Source organism: Escherichia sp. 10290 (assembly GCF_030295155.1).
Lineage (GTDB): Bacteria > Pseudomonadota > Gammaproteobacteria > Enterobacterales > Enterobacteriaceae > Escherichia > Escherichia coli_F.
Genome location: NZ_AP025741.1, coordinates 245,160 through 264,713 on the forward strand (window position 1 = coordinate 245,160; position 19,554 = coordinate 264,713).

Annotated in this window: 14 protein-coding genes and 1 tRNA gene; 3 read left to right on the top strand and 12 right to left on the bottom strand. The window is 54.8% G+C overall.

What is annotated here, in order from left to right; all coding sequences use genetic code 11:
• The first annotated feature begins 9 nt into the window (after positions 1-9).
• The 3 genes from dnaQ to QUE74_RS01130 all read left to right on the top strand — a co-directional run bounded on the left by dnaQ (position 10) and on the right by QUE74_RS01130 (position 2,065).
• Positions 10-741, top strand: coding sequence for a DNA polymerase III subunit epsilon (gene dnaQ, locus QUE74_RS01120; protein ID WP_001360395.1), 732 nt, complete (start codon positions 10-12; stop codon positions 739-741).
• Positions 742-873: 132 nt separating this feature from the next.
• A tRNA-Asp gene (locus tag QUE74_RS01125) sits at positions 874-950 on the top strand.
• A gap of 329 nt (positions 951-1,279) precedes the next feature.
• Positions 1,280-2,065 carry a lipoprotein YafT gene (locus tag QUE74_RS01130; protein WP_001053596.1) on the top strand — a complete coding sequence of 262 codons (786 nt, stop codon included), beginning with the start codon at positions 1,280-1,282 and terminating at the stop codon, positions 2,063-2,065.
• Between the two features lie 341 nt (positions 2,066-2,406).
• Here QUE74_RS01130 and QUE74_RS01135 read toward each other — a convergent pair whose 3' ends face one another.
• From QUE74_RS01135 to tssF, 12 genes are read right to left on the bottom strand one after another with little or no spacing between them, the layout of a single operon-like run.
• Positions 2,407-2,886 (bottom strand): Hcp family type VI secretion system effector, encoded by a 480-nt coding sequence (locus QUE74_RS01135; protein WP_000013183.1) that lies wholly within the window; start codon positions 2,884-2,886, stop codon positions 2,407-2,409.
• A 17-nt stretch (positions 2,887-2,903) separates the two neighbouring features.
• Positions 2,904-4,262: a VasL domain-containing protein gene (locus tag QUE74_RS01140; RefSeq protein WP_001355442.1), complete on the bottom strand. Its 1,359-nt coding sequence runs from the start codon at positions 4,260-4,262 to the stop codon at positions 2,904-2,906.
• An 11-nt stretch (positions 4,263-4,273) separates the two neighbouring features.
• Positions 4,274-7,801 (bottom strand): type VI secretion system membrane subunit TssM, encoded by a 3,528-nt coding sequence (gene tssM, locus QUE74_RS01145; RefSeq protein ID WP_001355441.1) that lies wholly within the window; start codon positions 7,799-7,801, stop codon positions 4,274-4,276.
• A 19-nt stretch (positions 7,802-7,820) separates the two neighbouring features.
• Positions 7,821-9,263: a type VI secretion system protein TssA gene (gene tssA, locus QUE74_RS01150; RefSeq protein ID WP_001355440.1), complete on the bottom strand. Its 1,443-nt coding sequence runs from the start codon at positions 9,261-9,263 to the stop codon at positions 7,821-7,823.
• Positions 9,264-9,267: 4 nt separating this feature from the next.
• The gene (gene vasI / locus QUE74_RS01155; RefSeq protein WP_000088848.1) at positions 9,268-10,011 is read right to left on the bottom strand and encodes a type VI secretion system-associated protein VasI; all 744 of its coding nucleotides are present in this window, start codon (positions 10,009-10,011) and stop codon (positions 9,268-9,270) included.
• Positions 10,008-12,740, bottom strand: a complete 2,733-nt coding sequence (gene tssH / locus QUE74_RS01160; protein ID WP_000614317.1) for a type VI secretion system ATPase TssH — start codon at positions 12,738-12,740, stop codon at positions 10,008-10,010. Before tssH ends, vasI begins: the two co-directional genes overlap by 4 nt.
• Positions 12,741-12,749: 9 nt before the next feature.
• Positions 12,750-13,505 (bottom strand): type IVB secretion system protein IcmH/DotU, encoded by a 756-nt coding sequence (icmH, locus tag QUE74_RS01165; RefSeq protein WP_050541223.1) that lies wholly within the window; start codon positions 13,503-13,505, stop codon positions 12,750-12,752.
• Between the two features lie 22 nt (positions 13,506-13,527).
• Complete coding sequence (gene tssK / locus QUE74_RS01170; RefSeq protein WP_000224520.1) at positions 13,528-14,874, bottom strand: type VI secretion system baseplate subunit TssK; 1,347 nt, start codon at positions 14,872-14,874, stop codon at positions 13,528-13,530.
• Between the two features lie 2 nt (positions 14,875-14,876).
• Positions 14,877-15,401, bottom strand: coding sequence for a type VI secretion system lipoprotein TssJ (gene tssJ, locus QUE74_RS01175; protein ID WP_001013425.1), 525 nt, complete (start codon positions 15,399-15,401; stop codon positions 14,877-14,879).
• Entirely contained in the window at positions 15,398-16,678 is a 1,281-nt protein-coding gene (gene tagH / locus QUE74_RS01180) for a type VI secretion system-associated FHA domain protein TagH (RefSeq protein ID WP_001468491.1), read from the bottom strand. Before tagH ends, tssJ begins: the two co-directional genes overlap by 4 nt.
• 16 nt (positions 16,679-16,694) lie before the next feature.
• Positions 16,695-17,744 (bottom strand): type VI secretion system baseplate subunit TssG, encoded by a 1,050-nt coding sequence (gene tssG / locus QUE74_RS01185; RefSeq protein ID WP_000896710.1) that lies wholly within the window; start codon positions 17,742-17,744, stop codon positions 16,695-16,697.
• Complete coding sequence (tssF, locus tag QUE74_RS01190) at positions 17,708-19,549, bottom strand: type VI secretion system baseplate subunit TssF (protein ID WP_001115714.1); 1,842 nt, start codon at positions 19,547-19,549, stop codon at positions 17,708-17,710. The genes tssG and tssF overlap by 37 nt, the downstream gene beginning before the upstream one ends.
• Positions 19,550-19,554: the final 5 nt, after the last annotated feature.

The window sequence follows — 19,554 nt, forward strand, 5'->3', positions numbered from 1 at the left end:
ATGACCGCTATGAGCACTGCAATTACACGCCAGATCGTTCTCGATACCGAAACCACCGGTATGAACCAGATTGGTGCGCACTATGAAGGCCACAAGATCATTGAGATTGGTGCCGTTGAAGTGGTGAACCGTCGCCTGACGGGCAATAACTTCCATGTTTATCTCAAACCCGATCGGCTGGTGGATCCGGAAGCCTTTGGCGTACATGGTATTGCCGATGAATTTTTGCTCGATAAGCCCACGTTTGCCGAGGTAGCCGATGAGTTCATGAACTATATCCGCGGCGCGGAGCTCGTGATCCATAACGCAGCGTTCGATATCGGCTTTATGGACTACGAGTTTTCGTTGCTTAAGCGCGATATTCCGAAGACCAATACCTTCTGTAAGGTCACCGATAGCCTTGCGGTGGCGAGGAAAATGTTTCCCGGTAAGCGCAACAGCCTCGATGCGTTATGTGCCCGCTACGAAATAGATAACAGTAAACGAACGCTGCACGGGGCATTACTCGATGCCCAGATCCTTGCGGAAGTTTATCTGGCGATGACCGGTGGTCAAACGTCGATGGCTTTTGCGATGGAGGGAGAGACACAACAGCAACAAGGTGAAGCAACAATTCAGCGCATTGTGCGTCAGGCAAGTAAGTTACGCGTTGTTTTTGCGACAGATGAAGAGCTTGCAGCACATGAAGCCCGTCTTGATCTGGTGCAGAAGAAGGGTGGAAGCTGCCTCTGGCGGGCTTAATTATCTGTGAAAGGCGATAAAAATAGTGACTTGGGCGATTTTTGCAGCAAACGATTCAAAAGATGAGAAAAACCATTGACGAAGGGGGAGGCAATCCGTAATATTCGCCTCGTTCCCAACGGAACACAACGCGGAGCGGTAGTTCAGTCGGTTAGAATACCTGCCTGTCACGCAGGGGGTCGCGGGTTCGAGTCCCGTCCGTTCCGCCAAATTCACTCATGAAAATGAGTTCAGAGAACCGCAAGATTTTTAATTTTGCGGTTTTTTTGCATTTAAATCCCGCTATTTCTTCGGTCTATGATTTTGTTATGCTGTAAATGTGTTAATCACATATGGTAGACCATATCATTAATATTTAATCATACTATCGAATCATTCAATTTAAATATATTTGCATGTTATGATTTTCATTTTTCTATTGATTTAATGAATTTATATTTGCTGTTATTTTTGTTTGTTCTGATTCAAGTGGAGTATATAATTAAAAATCGTTAGCTAAACATTACCATGATTATGACAGGCGAGGGAGTGTCCGATTATGAATTTAAGAAGGGGTTGTTGTATATGTGTATTATTCTCGCTGCTTGCAGGATGTGCCTCTGAATCTCCTATTGATGAAAAAAAGAAAAAAACTCAAACCGCACAAAGTTCTATTAATAAAAACGTTCCCCAGCAACTAACAGACAAAGATTTATATGGTAATGAAACCACACTGGCTGTATCCGAGGAGGATATTCAAGCTGCGCTTGAAGGAGATGAGTTTCGTGTGCCTCTTAATTCTCCCGTTATACTTGTTCAGTCTGGCAGTCGCGCACCGGAAACCATTATGCAGGAGGAGATGAGAAAATATTATACAGTTGCCACATTTTCTGGCATTCCTGACAGGCAAAAACCTGTAACTTGTAATAAAGACAAAAACAAAGATGAAAGTCTGGATGTTGTAGATGCCGAAAATATGAACTGGATGCAGGCATTACGTTTTGTTGCGGCAAAAGGCCATCAGAAAGCGATTATTGTTTTCCAGGATACGTTGCAGACAGGAAAATATGACTCTGGATTGAAATCAATAGTTTGGTCAGATTATAAAAATCAAAAATTGACTGACACGATGTCACTGCGTTATTTGGTTCGATTCACGCTGGTGGATGTGGCTACAGGTGAGTGGGCTACCTGGTCGCCTGTGAATTATGAATCGAAAGTGATTTTTCCGCAGATAGGGAATAAAAATTCTGACAGCCTTGATGTGGCAGAACAGCAGATTTCACAACTTAAGCAGAAAACGTACGCAGCAGTGGTTAAAGATCTGGTGAATCGCTATCAGTAGTAAGGTTTTATACCAGACGTTTTAATGGTACTTAGCAAGAAAGAGCATTTTCTTTTCTATTTATACTCTGGTTCAAGTCTGCTAATTAATTTTACATATATATTTTTTTAGGAGTAGTAAAAAACTTTACTAAAGTTATTTATTGTTCTCTCAACATATAAGCTGTAGTTCGAGTTTTCGGTTGAACTGTCAAAAATACATCATACACATCTATAAAACAGCAGGTACGGTTAATTAAGAATTTTTATTCGTGATTAACCGTACTTTATCATTTTATTTTATGATGTTAAATTGCCTTTTTAAAATATAACAATAATGCAGATGAAAAACTCCCAGGTAACTTAGAAAATCCGTTCACTCCAAAGGCTGTACGCACTGGTTCCGGCGACGCTGTGCTCCCAGTTGATACTCTCATAGGTAAATGACACAGACTCTTCCGGCTGTCCTGGGCTGTCGTTAATGGTATGGGGAACGGTAAGGCCGATGTTTGAGATCCGGGCGTTAGTCAGTTTCACCTTGTAGTACGGTTCATTAACACCAAAGCGGTTGGTGCGATAGAATACAAAATCACAGGTCAGACATTCATTCTCCGAAATGGCCTTGCCCAGCAGGGGGGAAGATTTGTCCACCGGTTTCGTGATGGTCAGCTCCTGGTGGTTGACATTCTGCGCCCGGCTCAGACCATGGGACAGTGACGTCACCATGATCTGATCCTGATGTGCAATCTGGGCTTTGTTACCGATGGACGGCATTGACGAGCATCCGGATGAAATCAGCCCCTGAAGTTCTCCGTTCAGTGTCAGATAGACGGGATTTGCCATTGTTATTCTCCTTAAACTCAATGGGTCGGAGGGACTGGCACGGTGCTGTTGTCCGTTGCCATATCCTGTCCGGTATTTTTCAGCAACAGCCAGCGGCTTAACAGCCCATCCAGCCGTTGGTTGATCTCTTTTGCTAGCGCTTGTGTGTCCTGATTCTGCGTGCGGGTCTCCTGGTACTGCGTCAGCATGTACTCCAGTGGAGTTTCCTGATTCAGTAACCGTTCGGCCTGCCAGGTCACCGTTTTGATATACGAGAGGGTGAAACCCTGTTTCTCCGTCTCCTTTTTCATCATCAGATCCGCAAAATCCCGCAAATTCTGCCGCGCCTGTTGCCAGCCCTTCATCTGCGGACTGGCTTGCGCCCGGTTTCTCAGCGTGGTGCTCCACATCCGGCTGGCTTCCTGCTGTTGCAGGCTTTCCGGCCAGAGGGTGTCTGCGGTGCGCATCATCTGCATTCCGGTTTCCAGCGGCTGTAGCGGTGGGGTATTCAGAAGCTGTTGCAGGTTCTGTTCATATTCTTTCAGTACCGGTGATGCCAGCCAGACGGTGGCTGCTCCCTGTGTGGTATCCCTGACCTTTGTAAGCTGCCGCTGCATCGGGTACGTCTGCCACCACCAGAGTGCAGCAGCGATAACGGCAGTACAGGCGGCACCGGCAACAAAACCTTTTACCGTGTCGCCCTGTTTTGCTTTGTCGGCGTTATCTGCCACTCCGCGCACCTCCACCCGCATTTCCGGCAGGTCGGGTAGGGGGGGCATGGTTTCCGCTGTGGCGGAAGCCGTGCCTTCAGGCGCATAGACCAGCGTTCTGACCATGGTCTGTGCCGCCGTAGCAGTACGGTTTCTGGGCTGCGGCTCAAACCGCTTGCGTGTGTTCTGCACAAAATAAAGCAGATTTTCCACGCGCGGTTGGCGCTTCAGTTCCACCTGCTGGAGTTTGTCGCAGATAAGCTGCAAAGCCCGTTCCGTGCGGTAGAGCAACGAAAGATCATTTTCGGAAAAGGAAACCTGCTGGCGCAGGATATTCCCGGTGCGGGTGTTGAACCAGTCCAGCATCTCAGTCCTCGCCGGGCCACTTTGCGGCCAGAATTTATCCCATTCGTGGGTGATCATCGCAGCTAGCAGTTCCGCGCCTTCACAGAACCCTGCCAGTCCCTGATTACGTGTACGTGCCAGCGTATAGTAGGTGGCGGTATGCAAATCCACCCCGTTGGCCTTAAAAATTGACAGCGCCAGCGATTCCACTAGTTTCCAGTTCAGCTCCGGCTGTGACGGGTGGTTAGCTTTGTTAATTTCTTCGCGGATGGCGCTGAACTCCGGCAGGGTACGCGGATCGCTGCCGGTAACGATAGTTTGTGTCAGTACATTGTTGCTCATCACTAACCCCCTTAATACAACGTATCCGGTAAACGGAATTGGCTGAACAGACCACCGGTGAACGGGTTATCTTCGGTATCCACATGCACCCGATAAACCATCGCGCCGCCGTCCACGTTAAAGCGCACGTTAAAGGTGTCACTGGTCACGTTGGTCAACTGGCCCGCGCCGAACAGGCGGAACTGCGCCCACGGTCCACTGAAAGCGATACTGCGCGGTGCTCCACCGCTGGTGCCAACCAGCGTCAGCTTGCTTTCATTGCCTTCACGCATGTTGTTTGGCCAGACCAGATGGGCGGTATAGTTGCGTCCCTGGCTGTAGTCCACTAACTGGCCGTCCAGGTTAAGTACGCTGCGCCGTTTATTGCCGGAAAGCGACACCGTTTCCACGGCAAATTGTGTGCCCAGCCCGTTCTGCTGGCTGAAGAAGATGTCGCGGATTTTTTGCGCGGTATCCAGTTGTTGTCGGATATCTTCACGGATCAGCACTCTGCCGTCGTCGCCAAAGGTCAGATCGTTTTCAAGGAACAGTCGCAGGTTATCCTTATAGAAATTGTCCAGAATGCCATCCGGTTTAAAGAAACGTTCAAACGCATCCAGTGAGGCATCCTGTGTGGCGCGTGGATTAAATGGATAGTTGTCGGCAAGCTGTTCGTTGAAGGGATTCACTACATTGTTGCGCCAGTCCACTTCCATGTAATGAACGGCTTCCACCATCACTACATGCCAGGCCTGATCCGCCAGCTTGCCCACCCAGCGGTTAAGAGGCGCAGGCAGGGTTTTTGCCATCTGACGGGTGGCGAAGATTGGATCGCTGCTGTTTAGATCCAGCCGTAGCTGTACTGCTTTTAGTGCCGATTTCCCCGGCACTGGTGAGTTCTGGATCGCCAGAAGGTAACGATGCAACTCGGTCAGTTGCTGGTACACGGCTTGGAGCGTACTCGCTTTGTCCTTTTGCTCCTCCAGTGCGCTGTTTTCTGGTGCGAACTCATGTCCCAGCCGGGATAGCAGGCGGTAATCCAGCTCATTTATCGCCGCTTCTCTCGCCTTATCGTCCAGTTTACCGGGGAGCGTTAACGCGTGGGTATTATCTCGCAGCGCTGTCAGTGCACGCTGGAACGGCTGGTCGCCGCTGATAATCTGCTCCAGCGCGTCGGTCAGCTCCGGCATAGCCTCATAATCACGTACGTTGAGGTTATCCATTCCGGCACGCCAGGTGGCGGTGTAATCACTGATGTACTGTTCGGTAATATGACGCTGGATCTCTTCACGGTCGGCCTCGCTGTAGGCGACGCTTTGCGTCAGGTTCAGTACCCACGAATCCAGCGCGGTCAGTTCAACGAGGCCCTCACGCTGTTTGACAAAATAGCTTTGCAGGCCATAGCGGGTGAGAAACTGCGGGATCACCAGTTTTTCATCATTACCAGCGACGAAAACTTTGTCGAAGGTGGGGCCAACCTGGTCGCGCAAATTCATATCGGCGGGCAACACGCTTAATGCTTTGGTGCGTAGTGTCTGGTAGACACGCTGGTATATGGGCAGCTTGCTCAGTTCATGTTGTGCATTAATGACCGGTTTATCATAGGGTATCCAGCGGCTGACAGCATCGCTATCACCGGATTGGCGCTGCGCGTGCCAGTCCGTGTGCTCAAGCGCATACTCCAGATGCGCCATCAGTTGCGCCTGAATATCACGCTGGCCGTGAAATTCATTGCTCCAGCGCCGCGCCATGTACTGTTTTACCGCCTCGTTGTTGCGCCCACTTTTGTCTTCCATCATGCGCAGTATGCGCAGCACGGCGAGCTTTTCTTCGCTCTCTGGCGGGGCATTGTTCAGATCCCGGATCAGGCCGTTCATTAATGAGGGGAGATAACGCTGCTCAAGAAGCTGAATGTAGGTTTGCTCCACATACGGCCCTACGCGGACGCCCTGGTACAATCCCATATCCGCCAGAAAACCGTGATCGCGGTAATCGCCATAGGCCAGGGTGGCATCGCGTACCGGGTTAAGCAACGGTAGTTGCAGATTGCCGAATTCATCCGTTCCCTGCGGTGGTGGTACGTCCATAAAGGCTTTAGCCTGTGCCAGTACGTTAACGCCGGACTGCCAGTTCTGGTTGTAATAATGGTGCCAGCTTCCGACCAGCAACGCCACCAGCGCTGCGCCACAGGCGGAAAAGGCGGTCAGCCTGCGCCGGGAGCTGCTCAGCCAGACGCTGTTTTCACCCGCCAGGTTCGGCTCGGATAGCAGGACTTCAGGGAAGAGGCGGCGGGTGAAATAGGGCGTTGTCTCCACCAGAGGCCAGGTTGCCAGCGAACTGTTGCCCAGCCCGTACTGGCGGGCGGCAGACTGCGTGAAAATATCATCCACCTGGCCACGCTGTAGCGATGATGTGAGCCAGACGCCGCGCAGCATCACATCCATGTTCTCACCGTCCAGCAATGCGGCGAGCAGTGCGGTGACGATTTCTCCCGTTCCCTGCATCTGACGGGAGAAGCTGAACACGGCACTGCGCAATGCAGTGCCGGTCTGCACGAGCATCAGGTCTGACAGGGCCAGGTTCATCTGTTGTCCCCAGGTCTGCCAGAAGGTGCTCAGCTCGCTGCGCCAGTCATCGTTTTCATGAGCGCGGCGGGTAAACGTGACGCCGAGGATCGCGTCGCGGTCTTTTTTATCCAGTGAATGGAACAGCGCGGCAAAGCCGGTCAGTAGATCCAGTCGGGTCAGCACCACATAAACGGGCAACCGGCAGTGCAGGCACTGGCGAATTTCCTGAAGTTGCTGACGCAGATTTTGTACCAGTGCTTCGCGACGGGGTTTATCCGCCGTCAGCAGTTCGGGAAGATCGAGCGTCAGGATCAGACCATTGAGCGGCTGGCGTGCGCGCGTTTCCATCAGCCAGCCCAGCCAGTGTTCGCGCAGGCGGCGGTGGAGCAGATCATCCCCGCCGGGGGAGGTCAGTACGCCGTCAACATCGAAAATTACTGCCTGGTTGCCCACTCGCGGTGTGATCAGCGGATGATATTCCACCCCCCGGATGCTTTCCGGCATGTAAATAATGTCAGACGGAAAGCCCTCGCGCAGCAGCGTGCTTTTGCCGCTACCCGCAGGACCAATGACCATATACCACGGCAACTGCCACAGATAACGGCGGTTATCCAGATGGCGGCGCAGGCGCAGCAGCCAGTGATCCAGATATTGCTGCTGGTGGTGGAGTTCCACGGTCAACGGATCTTTTTCTTCCTCCCGCTGCTGTTTCTGCTGTTTTTCCAGCTTTTGCAGACGCTTCATTACCCGCCAGGTGAGCCAGACCAGAGCGATAAGCCCCCAGACGGCGGTCGCCAGCCAGCGGTTTGCCAGCGGAGCCAGCCAGTGCTGCTCATAGAGCGTCCATTTTGGACCCTGCCACCAGATCCACACCAGCAGAAAAATCCATGCCAGCGCCAGCAGCCAGGCGGCGGATACCCTGAATCGCGGCATCGCTGGCCTGAGCGCAGATCTCAACGAGCTGAACAGTCGGGATGTGGGAAATTTGAACACGGTAACTCCTTGTTATCTTTTACTGTTCTGCCGTGAATTTTTGTTCCAGAGCTTCCAGCAGGGACGGTTCCCATTCGGACAGCATCATGTGTAATCCTGTTCTGAAGAGCATCCGGTACTGCTGTTGTGCAAGCTGAACCATACCGGCTTCTTCCAGTAACTGCGCGCCGAAAAATTGGCGATGAAACTGGTTACGGGGATCACCTTCGGGCAGGTTTTCCAGATACCGCAGCGCGGTTTCCAGCCCGTTCTCATCGAAGCACGCCCTGGCCGCCTGTAATTCTTCATCGGTCTGTACAGCTGCTGCGGTTTGGTTGCCTGAGCCCGATGATGCCAGCCACTGTTTCGTCTGTTCGGACACAAACGGAGTGCGGTCGTTAAACAACATGTTGAGCAGTGCGGGCAGGCGAGCAAGAAAACTGGTAACTTCATCACGGATAGCATCCGCCACCTGTATATAACCAAGGCGCAACGCGGTCTGTGCTGAGAGGTAATGGCCGTCCAGCCAGTACGGGGCCAGCAGCAGGCTTTTTTCCACCTGCTGCCACAGCGCCATGTCGGCATTGTTCAGCCGCGCCAGGTAATCATCCATCATATCGACAGGGAAGGCTGCCAGTGGGGTCCGGCCATCGCTTTCTGCCTGCGGGGGACTGGTGATGGTCTGCCACAGAGCATGGCGGCGCAGTCGGTAACCCTGCGGTGACTCCGGCTGGCGCTCACAGAGAATGGCGGCCACCTTCAGCAGGGTGTCGCGCCATGCTTTATCGTCGTGGCTGTCAACAGTGACCTGCGGGATTGGAGTGGCTGCAACAGGAGGCTGAGCGGCAACCGTGTGCGGTGACATATCCGGTACAGATCCGGCTGTGGCCTGCGGCGCAATGGCGGCGGTTCGTGCAGATGATGGCATTTCAGGCGCTACATCACGAAACGCGCGCTGAAACAGGGCAAATAAATCGTCTGTCGCCTTAGCCAGCTCAGGCGCGTTGTGCGCCTGCCAGCACTGTGCCAGTTTTGCCAGCTCTCCCAGCAAAGCATCGCGCTGTATTGTCGCAGCATTCCCGGCAAAGTCCTGAACGGCAGACTCAAAGCGTTTTATCACCTGGGCGGCAAAGCGTTTTTTGTGGGCCATGTTCTGCGGTGCGGCGCATGTCCAGTAGTGTTCTGTATATTGTGCCAGCATCCTGGTGGCCAGCAGAATATCACCGGCATGTTGCAGGGTACGCAGCAGGTGGGCCAGCAGGCGAAAATCTTTGGTTTCTGAGGCCAGAAGCATCAGGCCCCGGCGCTGAAGTTCCGGGATATCGAGCTGGCTGTGCGCCAGCGAGCCGAGCTTGACGATTTCGCTGTCGATAAACTCCCAGTCTGCATTGCCATCATCAAGCGCGGCGGACCGCTTATCTTCCGGCAGGTTTTCCAGCAGGTGTGCAAGCCATACATCAGGATTACGTAAGTCCATTGCCATATTCTTATTCTCCCGCCCAGTGGCAGGCGTCGCGTAGCGGCGCAATAACCCGTGCCAGCCCGTCAATGTTAAAGGTCAGCTTTCCGGCGGCGTTGTCTGTGCCGGTATCCACCGTCAGCGTTTTTGCGCCGAACAGTTGCTTAATTTCATCGATACCGGATAACCCCCGGCTGGACTCCAGCAGGGTGCCGTTCTCGCGCACAAACCAGTGGCTGCGCAATGCCCGGCTGTCGGCATTCAGGGTGACGGCGATATCATGGACATCCAGAGGGTGCATCAGCGCCACCTGCATCCGGGTGATATTGTCCACGCAACTGAACATCAGCACCGGGCGCGGCGGAACATGGCCGATAGCCGGGGTGGTTATCACCACCGTCGGGCGTTCACCCGGTACTTGCGTTACCAGCAGCTCCGTGGTGTTGCCCTGGCGGCGTTTTTCCTGTTCTGTCGCACGGGTCCAGGCTTCACCCTGGTAACGAGCTTTCACCAGTGCGGCACCACCAAAGCCAGCCTGTTCCGGCGCAAGAATGCGGTCATAACAGTCAAGCCGATCCAGCGCCGCCGTCTCCTGGCGACAGGACTGCATGGCCTGTAACGTGGCTGTCGCATCCGGCGGTGTCGCTGTGGCGACAGCTACCGCCACACCGGCCATTGACGATGTTTCTGCGGGTGCGGCACTGGCGGGTAAGCCCGCCATCAGGCCCGCGATAAACAATCCTGTCTGCCGGAAAACGCGCAACCTGCTCATAAAACCGTTTCATCCTCTGTGACGGACTCGTCGTCCTGAGCATCTTCCACGTCTGCTGTGAATGCACCGTCTGCCGCCGACAGACGAATCCGGGCAATCGCCGTGTTGGCTGCCATCTTCTGCAACAGCAGCAGCGAGAGCGGCGGCAGCATGTCGCCGTCGATGACCGATTCGAGCATCCTTGCGCCGTTTTCAGCGCGGGTGACACGGCTCATGATTTCGTCCGTCACTTCCGGCTCAATAATCACGTCCGCGCCAAAGCGGCTGCGCAGCACGTTATCCAGGCGGGCCAGTTTCCCGGCAATAATGGTAGCGAGCGTCTCTTTCGACAGCGGCATGTAAGGCACCACTTCCATGCGCGCCAGCAGGGCAGGTTTAAAGAAGTCCGCCAGCACCGGATAGAGGGCTTCCTGCATGGTTTCCGGGTCATCGGCGTGTTCGACAATCACCTGGTAGCCAAGGTTGGAGGTCAGGAAGAAAACGATATTTTTACAGTCAATCAGGCGGCCTTCACCGTCTGCCATCTCGCCCTTGTCAAACGCCTGGTAGAACAGGTTGAGTACATCCGGGTGCGCTTTTTCCACTTCATCGAGCAGCACCACCGAGTAGGGTTTCTGGCGAATCGCTTCGGTCAGGACGCCACCTTCGCCATAGCCGACATAGCCCGGAGGGGAACCAATCAGCCGCGAGACGGTGTGTTTTTCCTGAAACTCGGACATATTGATGGTGGTCAGATACTGGCGACCGCCGTAGAGCAGTTCCGCCAGTTGCAGGACGGTTTCGGTTTTACCCACGCCGCTGGGGCCAGCCAGCAGGAACGCGCCAAGCGGACGTCCCGGACGGCGCAGGTCGGCGCGTGCAGTCAGCAGATGTTTATGCAGGCTGGCAATCGCCAGGTCCTGGCCTTTGATAGTGTCTCCAAGCCATACGGGCAGGTTGGTGATGACCGACATTTCATTCTGCGACAGGCGGTTAAGCGGTACGCCGGTCCATTCTGCGATTACCGCCGCAATCTGCGTTTTATCGACGTGCGGGGAAACCAGCAACCGGTCGTTATGCAGGGCGTCCAGCTCGGCAGTGAGCTGTGCCAGACGCTGTACCGGGGAAACTGTTTCAACAGTCTCTTCCGGCTGTACGCTGCCAGCTTCATCAGCCAGTACGGCACCGGTATTATCCTGTTCTGACTCTGACGGCGTATCCACTACGGCATCTGTGTCCTCTGCAACGCCCAGTAACTGCTGGCGTAGCGTAATAATCTCCTGTACCAGCGCCTGTTGCTGGTGCCAGGCGGCTTCCAGTTCATCCAGCGCCGTCAGCGTTACATCATACTGCACCAGCACCTCCGTCATCCGCGAGGTGTCGGTACGCAGCCCGATGCGAAGCTCGCGCTCAAGCTGGCGAATTTCCGCCTCCTGCTGGTGGCTCAGGGTGGTCAGCGCTGAGATTTGCTTTGGTGGCGATGACAGGTTGATTGCCACGCGGGCGCAGGCCGTATCCAGCACATCAATCGCTTTGTCCGGCAATTGACGCCCGGAGAGATAACGCTCACTTAATGTCGCAGCGGCCTGCAAGGCGTCATCATCAATCAGCACGCCGTGAGACTGTTCATAGACCGCCGACAGACCACGCAGAATAATGGTGGCCTCTGCTGCGGTAGGTTCACTGACTTTCACTAACTGGAAGCGGCGCGAAAGCGCGGCATCTTTCTCGAAGTATTTTTTGTATTCGCTCCAGGTGGTGGCGGCGATGGTTTTCAGTTCACCCCGCGCCAGCGCCGGTTTCAGCAACCCGGAAACATCGAGTCCTCCGGCCTGATTTCCCGCGCCAATCAGGGTATGCGCTTCGTCGATAAACAGAATGACCGGCACAGGAGACGAGATAACTTCCGCCATTAGTCCCTTAAAGCGTTTTTCAAACTCGCCCTTCACTGACGCCCCGGCCTGCAATGCGCCGAGGTCAAGGGTCATAATATCGGTGTTTTTCAGCTTGTCCGGCACCTGGCCTGAGACAATACGCAGCGCCAGCCCTTCGATTAAGGCACTTTTACCCACACCCGCTTCACCCACCACCACCGGATTGTTTTTACGACGGCGGCAGAGAATGTCGATCATCAGGTCGATTTCATGGTCACGGCACAGTACAGGGTCAAGTTTGCCGTTACGGGCATCTTCGGTCATGTTTTTGGCGTAGCGGGCAAGCCCGCTGTCGCCGGTTTCAGGCGTGCCGGGTGCCTGTCCGCCAACCTGGTTCACGGATTCGGCGGACTCTTTAGTCCATGACGCGAAATCCTGCTGTAACTGGTCGCGGTTTATGGCCGTCAGCAGACGGGCAGCAGCGGGTGGAATATAGCGCAGCGGTGAATGCAGCAGAGCCAGCAGCAGCACGCCGCCGCGTAGTTCGCTGTGCTGCATCTGGGCCGAGGCCAGCAGCCATGACTCCTTGAGCCATTCGACCAGCATCGGGGAGAAGCTGGGATAGCCTTCGGCGGAACGTCCGCTGGGATAACTCTCCACGGTCAGCGCCTGGCGTAGCTCCTCCGCACTGATGCCTGTGCGTTCGGTAATTACCCTTACGTCGTTGCGCGGGATAGCCAGCATCTGCAACAGCACATGGGCAACGGTGATCTCACTGGCCTGCTGGCTCATACACTCCGAGGCAGCCATTTCCAGCGCCTGTTTTGCAAAGGGGTTAAGCCGCTTTACCAGCGTGGCTAAATCAATCTGGATCATAAGATGTCCTTATCGGAGTAATTTATTGAGCTGATGCAGAATATCCTGTGTCTGGCTGTCCAGACGCAGCAGATAAAACAGATAAAATACGGCCAGCACAACAAGACCGCCGCACATTACATGCCTGATGGTCAGCCGCCGGATTAACTGATAACGCCCGCCCTGTATGTTGTTCTTCTGGTGAAGCAGCGAAAATGGCGCGTCACCGCGCAGTTTGTGCAGGGCATGGTGCAGGCGCTGGTAGATCCGCTCAAATTCATCCTGTTGCTGAATGGCAACCTTGTAGCGCCCGCGAAAGCCGAGCGAAAAACAGATGTATAAAAACTCCAGCAGATCCTGGTAACGTACCGGCTCGCGGATCAGGCGTTCGAGCAGGATAAACACTTTCTCACCGCCCCAGGCTTCGTTATGGAAATGAACCAGCAGTGACTGTTTAATCCATTCGTTTTTGTTGGACCAGCCGTTGCCTAGCGCCGCTTCGTCTATAAATGTGCAGAGAATGTAGCGGAACGAAACAATGACGCCCGGCTCGTAACCCTGCTCCTGGAGTAGTTGCTCCACAGCCTGGACATCGGTTACCACCTGGGCAAACAGGTGTTCCGGCATGGCCTGGCTGTTCATGGTGGACAGACGCATCACCATGCCGAGCAACGGCGTGGCGGCGTCAATCATTGGGTTCAGGCTGTTGCCGCGAAGGGCGAGACGGTACTGACGTCCTGATGTTCCGCTCTCCGGCTCCATGGGAAAAACCGACGGTTCACCCATATCGCTGATATCGCTCATTCACTTATCCCCTTATCGCCCAGAGCTGAAGGTTCAGATCGGGGAAGGTGCCGGAGATATGCAGCGCCAGCGCGCCCGCTTTTATCACGTCCTGCCAGGCTGGGGTGCCTTTTTCCAGTTCGAAGTAAACATAACCTTCATGCCAGGGCAACTGACGCGGCGCAGCGGTAAGCGTGTGCAGCGGAATACCCGGCACCTGCACGCTGACCACGCTGCGGATTTTGTCGGTAGCGGCCACTTTCGACTGCTGGATGAACTGGCGCTGCACCTGGTCGTAGGGCATCCTGGCGCGCACTGCCAGTACCAGCTTGCAGGACTGCAACAGTGTGGGATCGCTGATGGTGGCGATCCAGGTCCCCTCTGAAAAGAACAGCGGCAGATTCTGCGCACGCGGTACCAGCACGGTATTGAGTGCGCGCCGCAGTTCCGGAATTACTGTTCTGGTGAAGGTCGCGGTAAGATCCCGGTGATTATACGGCTCCACGGTGCAGGGCAGGCGATTACCTTCGGTGAAGGTCATCAGTTCTCCCAGCAGCCCCACCAGATCCCGGTAGAAGGCTTCCGGATGCAGCGTGTGCAGTTGGGAACGATGCGTGAACTGCATTTGATGGCGGTTAAGCATCTGCAACATCATAAATTCGGCCACATCGGCGATCCCGCTCTGTTCAGGCGAACCGATGCGCCCGGCCAGGTCGGCGGCGCGGGTGGCAAGTAGCCCCTGCACCTCGCCGGAGAATGCCCCGAGCAACCCGCTGACACGGACGGCCTGAATGGTGGGAATAAAGGTGTTGTCCAGCACCAGTGCGCCGGTAGCATTTTTATTGAGGATACGGCACAGGGGGAGGGTCACCATCGCGCTGAGATCATCTGCGCCGCTGACTATCCTGGGGATCAACTGCCCCAGACCGACCGGCTGTTCGTCGCCTTCGTCAGTGTGAAAATCACGGACGCGGGTATGGGTGAGGCGGTAACGCTCCGTACCCTGACCGGCGCTGTGCAACCCCTGGATTTCATTGATCACGTCGCTGATTACAGGCAGCGCCAGATAAATATTGTGGCTCTCTTTCGATGAAAGGGTTCCCGGCTGGAAAGGTTCCGGCAGCAGATCCTGGTCGGGAATGCTGAATACGGTGCCGTCAGGCATACAGCCCGCCGCACGGTCAATCATGATTTTGCCCTGGGCAAGCAGTTCGGTATTGATGGAGAGTTCCGTAAAGCCCCAGAAAAAATCACCCTGAGCATCCAGACGACGGGTCAGCAGGTACTCGCAGTGACGCTGCTGTTGCTGAAAATGCTGCGGCAGGGCAAACAGCCCTTCCTGCCAGATCACCTTGTTTTTCATTGTTGCCATCGTCAGTTTTCCTCTTTTTTCATCTCAATCGCACTGGCGCGGATATGCACGAGCAGGCGATAGTGGTGGCCGATACTTTCTACCGGCTCAATTTGTTTCCATTCTGTGGCCTGGTCGTCTGAAAAATAGGCAATGACACCGATATAACCGGTTTTCTCATCCAGCTTGATCGGCGGCAGTGTTTTTACGGTGTCCGGCAACAGGTTGAAGTCCTGATGATCGATATAGTTTTTTCCCAGCACGTCGGGCAGTGCGGTGGTGGCAACCTGGTCGTAGTCGGCGGCCTGGAATTTAGAGTCATCACTCAGATAAACCAGTTGCACATCCACCGGCGCGGCTTCACCGTCTGCCGTCAGGTTGCTGTCCGGCTCGGTCAGCAGCGTGACGGTCAGCTCGGTTGACTGATCCATCAGCTTTCCGACCTGAATATCCGGATTGCGGATCACCTGGCTGATTTTTTTCGCTGTTTCACAGCCAGTTAACACAACGCTCATCAGAACGCAGGCCAGAAACGCTTTGCCGTTCATGCTTCCGGCTCCCGCTGTTTTTCGCGCAGCACCCGGTCATAGACCTGGGCATAAACTTCATTGAACAGCATTTCAAATCCCTGCTGTCGGCTGGAGGCCAGTTCATCGTAATAGTTGCTGTACATCTGCCATGCCCAGGCGTTGTCCATTTTCTGGCGCAGCTCATGGCTGCGGCGGTATTGCGCAAAGCGGCGCATCAGGTTGCCCGGCGAGAAGGCGTCCAGCATGACACGCAACGCTTCCACAATCGCCGCCCGGTTGGCCTCTTCATGATGCCGGATGTTGCGCAGGCTTTCGGCGATGGCCGCAGGTGCGGCGAGATGTACCGGGCTTTTACCCTCGGCGAACATGACGTTCAGCGCGGTGGCATAGTCCATATCAAGGCGCAACGGGTTGTCTTCCAGTGGACGCAGGTGTTTATCCGACAGGCTGTTCTGTTGTTGTTGCAGACTCAGCAATCCCTTAATGGCGGCCTGCAACGCCCGTCCGGCCTCTTCGAGAAACTCATCCGCATCCTGAGAATTGTGCAGCGTCAGCGGACACTCCATACCGCGCAGCAGCGGGGTTACGGCCAGGTGGTACTGCGCCATGGCAGAAAATTCATCGCCGTCCTCATGACGGGCATTGCCGGGCGGCAGATCCATAAACGGCGTGTTGATCCCGTTTGCACCTGTCAGATCGGAGGCGGGGGCAACGGGCCGGGAAACGCGTGGGGCGATCGGATCATCTGCCACCATCAGGCTTTCCGTCTGGAGTGCCTGGAGCGGATCGCTGGAAAAACCGTGCGCCACCGTGGGGGCAAGCTGATGCTGGAACGGCATTCCCGGATACGCCGGTTGTCCCTCGGTGGTCAACAGGGTGTCCGCCAGACTGTCGCGGTTCATTACAATCGTTTCCGGGGTCGCCATCCGCTCGTCATAAGTAACAGCTGCACCGTCATGCAGAAACACTTTCAGCGCCAGTGCGCCGAGCTGGATCTCATCCCCCTGGCGCAGGCGGATGAGCGCATCGGAAGAGACCGGGGCCAGATTAATCATCAGTCCCGGCGTCAGGCACCGCAGGCAATAGGCTCCGTCGTGCCGGATAACGGTACAGGCACGCGCAGCAATGCTTCCCGCCCGGTCCTGTACCTGCCAGTGACATTCCGGCGTATGGCCAATATCACCGCCGTTTTCGCTGAACAGGCATTTTGCGGCACGTCCGCTTTCCAGTTCGTTGCCATTCATCACCTGTAAAGTCAGTGAGGCCTGGCGGGATTGCTGTTTTTCCTCAGCCATATGTGGTTCCATAGAATTATTCCCTGATTCGGATTGTGATGGCGGGCGGTACTTTCGGCTGACCAATAAAGCTGGTTCTGCCGAGGCGGGAGCTGGCCGAATCGCCAAGGCGCATCCCTTTAGCCTGCTGTGGTGCCAGGCACAGCCGTAAATCCCAGGCAAACTGGTCGCGCAGAATAAAAGAAAGGAACATGGTCAGCGGCAGGTGATTTTCGCCATCGGGTAAAAATGAGAGATAACGCTCCTGCGACAGGCCGCCAATCTGCAACAGGAATTTTCCGCTGCGATCCGGCACCCGTGCGCCGAGGGTAAAATTAACGCCGAGTATGGAGCGTCCCGGAATATGTCCAGCCGTTTTTCCTTTCGGATTACGTACACCCAGCCGGTTCTGGTGTGCCGGATCAATGGCGACTTTACGCAGTTGCCAGCGTTCAATGGTGACATCCGGCAAATCAAAACAGTGCGACACCAGATTACAGATAACCTCCGGCGCGCGGCCTGGTGTTGCCAGAATTCCGGCGTAGGCCAGCATTTTGCTGTGGTTAATGGCAAGCCTGTCACGCACGCTCTGATTACCCAGCCCGACCAGTGCGTACATGCGCTGTGAAAAGGTGTCAGTACCGCCGTTACGAAAGCAGATGTAGTAGCGGTATTTGCGCCAGGCATGATAGGCAAACTGTGTCCAGCGGTGGCTGAATAGATCGAGAAATTCTTTCAGGCCGTCTTCGTTCTGTGCGGACTCCTGCGCCATCTGATCCAGATAATAGCCTGGTAGCGGCGACTGGCTGCCGGAAAAACCCAGGAACCGGGTTTGCAGTACATACTGTCCGTTCTGGCTACGGGAAAGCGCACTCAGGTCCGTACCCGGAAAACCGATACTGGCGTCAGAGCTGAAACGCACGATCTCCCGGGCAGGCTCGGTACGCAGGGAAATGTCCTGGCCCGGCGTGCCATACCGACGGTACAGCGCCTCCATTAGCACATAGAAATTGCAGTTGCGCACATCCGCCGGTAACGGCGGTTTTGCCGCTATATCAGGGCGTGCTGGCCCATTTTCTCCTGCCATTCCCAGGACTCCTGACTTTCCGTGTTAATGATTTTCAGACAGTGATACGAATTGATGCTGGCGTAGAGGGCAAAAAAGTGCGAGAGCACGGTACCCAGAAGATAAATTTCACCTTCGCAGATAAACGGATCGGGACGTATCCACAGCGTGGTCGCCAGCCCGCGAACCGGTACGCCTTTAAACAACCTGTCAACAGGTTTGGTTTCGAGTTTTTCTATGGCATCCAGTTTCTGGCGTGACAGTCTGGCCCGTTGCGGATGGTGAGCGCCTGGCAGGTCGAAGGTCCGCAGGATCTGGATCAGTGTCTCCCTGTCCAGCAGCGAGAGGTAGTTCAGGTTCATCGCGGAAATCAGCGACCAGTGCATGTCGCCGTCCGTTACTGGCCAGAGCGGCTGTGTCGGGCGCGTGACATTACGAAATGAGGCCACTGCCGGATTTTTGTTGACGGCCACGCAGATATCGCCAGTATGCAGCCGGGCCGGAAGCATCCGGTTGGTACAGAGTAATGACGTGGTGATCACATCATCGTTAAACAGTGAACGGTCCGGTATGCTGCCGTCAGCATGGACAAAGGCGATGGAATGTTCAAGCCCGCGGTGAAACAGGGATGTTTTAGTCCGGTGGTGCCAGTAGACGACTTCCCGCTGGCGGCTGTACTCCATCTGGTGCTGGAAGCTTTCAAATTCGGGCCAGACACGCGCCTGGCTACCAGGGCTGGATTCAGTACCTGAAACTTTGGCTTTACTGGTGACGGTGCTTATCTGAAAAATGTCATAAGCATCCGGGTGTCGATGGCTGGCGCGCAGTGGGTATTCCGCCATCCGACCATCCGGCCTGACGGGTTCCGCGTAATGCGTAAACAAGTTAATGGCTGGCGTACAATGCAGACGCAGTGAATCCTGGCGTAGTTTAATGTCAGCAGGTAACGGGCGGTTAAAGTGCAGGCGCAGCGTAAACGCACTCACCGGGAAATCGTCCGGTAGCGGCGCAACATCGCGCAGATGAAAAAAGAAGAAGGCTTCGGGATAGCAGAAATACTCCTGGAGTACCCGGTAGCCGCTGTGGACATTTTTCGGCCACGGCAGCAGGGCATCCTGGTTGTCAAAACCCGCAGCTTCCAGCCACAGATCCGGCAGCGGCAGGTGGCGCTCTCCGGCAATCAGCTCCGCATCCATCAGGCATTCGCAAAACCACAGATAAAGCTGGTGTCGGGTATAATCGTCTTCATTACCCAACCAGAATGTGATTTTGTTCAGGTCAAGCATGGCGGGGGAGACTTTGTTATCTGCGGTGAAACTGATATCGATGACGCCTTCTTTCAGGCTGCTGGAGTTGCGGGTATCGAGAATGCGCAGCGGTTGCAGCCAGATATCCCTTGCTAGCGTGAAATGGCAGGCTGGGAGTAACTCTGATTTATCTTTGTCGTCTGGCAGGGGTTTTCGACCCGAAACGGTTGTACGGGTTGTATCTGAACTTATCAGCTCATTACGACAGACCTGAACAGGAACTTTTAACTGACTGGCTTTGGGTTCATAAGCAATAACCGTCATGGCCGGAACTGGGCGTAAATAGTTGGCCCACAGCATACGGATCAACCCATGGGTGAATTCTGGAAATTCATCTTCAAGTTTCTGGCGCAGGCTGCCGGACATAAAAGCAAAGGCTTCCAGCAGGCGTTCCACATCCGGATCGCCCTCTTTCTCGGCCAGAAAATGGGCCAGATGCGGTTTTTCCTGGGACAACAGCTTGCCGAGCTGGCGCAGATAATCCAGCTCTTCGCGGTAATACCGTTCCTCAAAGGGCATGACGT